Origin of the sequence: Brevibacterium sp. VCM10 (assembly GCF_000583215.1) — a bacterium.
Taxonomy (GTDB): Bacteria; Actinomycetota; Actinomycetes; order Actinomycetales; family Brevibacteriaceae; genus Brevibacterium; species Brevibacterium linens.
Genome location: NZ_JAJB01000056.1, coordinates 1 through 3,523, shown reverse-complemented (window position 1 = coordinate 3,523; position 3,523 = coordinate 1). Strand labels below are relative to the sequence as shown.

The following is a 3,523-nucleotide window of genomic DNA, read 5'->3' as shown; positions in this document are numbered from 1 at the left end:
GATGACGGCGCGCAGATCCGGCCATCTGCCGGCGAATCGCTGGCGGCTGAGTCCGACACTCGTCCCGTCGTCCCCGGCCTCGGGAGGAAAGATGATCTGAGTGGCGAACCGCGAGCTTCTGCTCGTCATGTTCCGGCACCCGGCGAGCAGGAAAACGAGATCTGATCCGGCACCGTGCCCGAGCAGACGTTCGGCTCGTTCGGCCCAGCAGTGGTCGAGCGAGTCGACGAATTCGGCCCAATTGCTGCACACGAGCAGGCTCGGCGGCTGTCGACTCGGCCCCGAACTCGTCGGGGCATCGGCGCCTCTGCCGTCGTGCGGGAACCTGCCCGGATCCGCACCGGCCGCGAGATGGTCGAGAACCGCCTGAATCTGCCAGCCAGTGTTCATGCCGCAGCTGATCTCGGCCCAGTCGAGGGCTGGGGCGATCCTGCCGATTGCGATGATCCGTCGGGTCGGGGCGGCCGCTCGTGCCATGGTCGCGAGCACGGATTCCACGGTGTCCGGGCTGCCGCCCGTGAGGATCGTGGAACCGTCCGCATCCGGGTCGAATGTCCACATCTCCTGCCGCTGCTGACTGGGAACATCGACGATCCCTGTGACCCCGGCGAAAGGTTCACCGCCTGCCGCCTCGTCCGGTTCCGGCAGGGGCGGCAGCACCACCTGCCGCTGGACCGACGGTTCCCCGGGATCGGCACTGTCCCCGGCCGCTGTGACGATGTTATCGACGTCGACGCCGACGACGCCGCCGGCCAGGGACGGAACCGGTCCCCGACCCCAGGAGCGAATACGGGGTCGGAGGGCCGTCTCGGCGTGGGTGTCATCTCCGAACGGCACCGCCACGCGGAACCGGGTGACGCTGATCCCGGAGTCCAGGCAGGCGGCGCCGGGCTTGTCCGCGGGCAGGAACGCACCCGCCTCGGAGCCGATGACGTCGAAGGAATCGGTCTCATCGCGCACTCGCAGGCACACGCGGACGTTGATGTTCGCCTTCATCTGCCCGGTCACGACGCCCATGGGGCGCTGAGTGGCGAGAATGAGGTGAACGCCGAGGGACCTGCCCAGGGCGGTGAGGTGTTCAAGCAGGTCGGCGGCTCGGGGGTGGGTCGCAATGAGTGCATGGAACTCGTCGATGACGACGACGAGGCGTGGGGGAGGGTCGGCGAGGTCGGCGACATCGGCGCACCCGTGATCGGCCAGCAGTCGTTCCCGATGGGTGATCTCGGCGCGCACCGAGACGAGAGCGCGAAAGGCGAGTCCGGAGTCGAAATCGTCGAGCACACTGTCGGTGTGCGGCAGCTTCTGCAGTGGTGAGAACGTGGCCCCGCCCTTGAAGTCGATGAGCACGAAGCGCAGTCGCCGCGGCGGCTGTGCCAAGGCCATCGACAGCAGCCATGTCTGCAGGAGCAGGGATTTCCCGCTGCCCGTGGTGCCGGCGACGAGAGCGTGGGGACCGTCGGAGAACAGATCGATGCCGGTCTCACCGTCGGTTCCGCGACCGATCGGCACCGGCCCCGCGGCGGGAGACCGCCACCGGTTCCGAATGGATTCGGGCGCATCGTCGCAGAGTTCGCCGAGCCCGTGGTCGGGCCAGGCGCGGGTGCCGGTATCGGCAGAGCGGCCACAGTTCAGGGTGACGAATCGTGCGGCCGGCATGAGCGTGGCGATGAACGTCCGTCCGGGTACCGGGCCGCCGGGAGCAGTCGAGGACGTGGTGCGAGCCTGCGCGAGGGTGCCGACCGTCATCGAGACCGCAGAGCCGGCATGCGGGGCGGTGAGCGTGAGAACGGCGGGGTCGACCTCCTCGTCGAGGGTGACCGAGATGGGATCGTCCACGTTGGTGTCTGCGCGGGTACCGGACCGGACCGTGGTCGATGCGCAGTCGTCGGAGAACTCGGTGCCTGCCAATTCCGGCAGCAGTGCCAGTTCGGACTCCGGCCGCCATCTGAACCGCCGGTCGGCCAGCCAGGCGAAGGCCATGGTGCGCAGGACTGTCGGTGTCCCGCTGACGGTGACCGTCGTTGTGCGCGGATCGATGCGGATCGGCATATCGGCGCAGACAACTCGACCGTCGACGTGGTCGGTTCCGTCCTGCAGCTGTCCGTCGATGATGAGGTCGCTGAACACCGTCCCGAAACCCAGGCACAGGCCAGAGGAAGAGAAGATCCTGTGTCGCTGCGCCGCCTCGAGCCGGCGCAGCCTGGCTCGCGCCTCGGCCAACGCTTCGTCACGGTCGAGTCGGCATTGTGCGCTGTCACGAGTGAAGCGCTTCTTCTCCACCAGGTAGGCGACCCACCCGGAGAGCGGGGCCGAGACGCTGAAGAGGAGGAACCACCACATTCCGGTGGCCACGGCCAGCACCACGCCGATGCCGACGGGGATGAGGAACGTCCACCATTGTGGGGGTCTGGCCGGCCGAGGATCGTCGATCGTCTTCGGGGCGATGTGGATGTCATCGCTGTGGTGCAGCGGCGGGGACCGGATCGGCGGAGTCGAATGGGCGGTCGAGGACGAAGCACGGGCGGACGAACCATCTGCTGTGCCCGGTGCGAGCACAGTCGTTCCCAATCGCATTGTGGGCTGATCTCCTGTGGCATCGAGTCGCAGCGGCTGTGGGGTGCGGGAGATGCTGGGGTCAATGACGGTCAGGCAATCGGTGTGGGACAGTCGGGACAGGCAGGCTCGCCGAGGGTCGAGGCTCAGAGTGAAGCCGGAGTCGGGCCCCGCCAGGACGGATACGCTCGTCCGTGCGGAGACGGCACAGGTGTCGGCAGTGCGCAGAGAGTCCGCCCCGACGACGGTGATCGGATTGAGTCGCTGCCAGTGACCCCAGCTGATCGACTCGACGCTGCGATTCTCGAGCCGGTTGCCGGTGATGAGGTCTTGATGCGTCAACTCGGGTCCGAGGGCAGACCGGAAGACGGCGACGGCCGGTTGGGCTGAATCAGCTTCGACGCTGATGCTCGTGACGGCTCCGTTCGTCTCGAGGCGGTGGACGAGGCCCAGAGTTCTCATGCCCACAGACTCACCGCGATCGCACTGGTCGGGCAAGTGAGAGAAAACATCCTGTGGAAACGGTGCGGGCATCCACAGCCTCAAGGCGTGTGAGTGGGTCCGGCATCCACAGGTATCGGAGGCGAAGTGACGCCGACGGGCCACGATCAGTCGAGGCGCAGGGCGCCCCGGGCATAAGCGGTGGCGTGGAGGTCGATGAGACCGGGCACGAACGGTGAGAGCAGCGCCGGAGAGTAGCGTGCCTCGATGCGGATGCGCACCGAATGCGCCCCATCCGCATCGGCGCTCAACCGCAGATCGCCCATGTCCTTCGGAGTCGGCACCGCGTCGAGGTACCGTCCGGCGGCGCGTTTGGCCGCTGAAGGTGAGAATACGAGACCGGGATCGTCGCCGGGAGCCGGTTCGAACGAGTCGGAGGCGGCCAGCGCCGCAGAGTCGGCCAGCCCCTGCAGCTCACGGCGTGCCATGTGCAGATCGGTCAGGGCGGCGATGAGGAAGGCCAGCAGCA

Annotated in this window: 2 protein-coding genes; both read right to left on the bottom strand. The window is 67.6% G+C overall.

Annotated elements, in window-relative coordinates; all coding sequences use genetic code 11:
• Positions 1–3,015 (bottom strand): FtsK/SpoIIIE domain-containing protein (locus AD89_RS19445; RefSeq protein ID WP_025780375.1); only part of this gene is annotated, 3,015 nt, incomplete at its 3' end.
• 146 nt (positions 3,016–3,161) lie between these two features.
• On the bottom strand, positions 3,162–3,523 hold a 362-nt coding region (locus AD89_RS20200), incomplete at its 5' end, for a hypothetical protein (protein WP_025780374.1).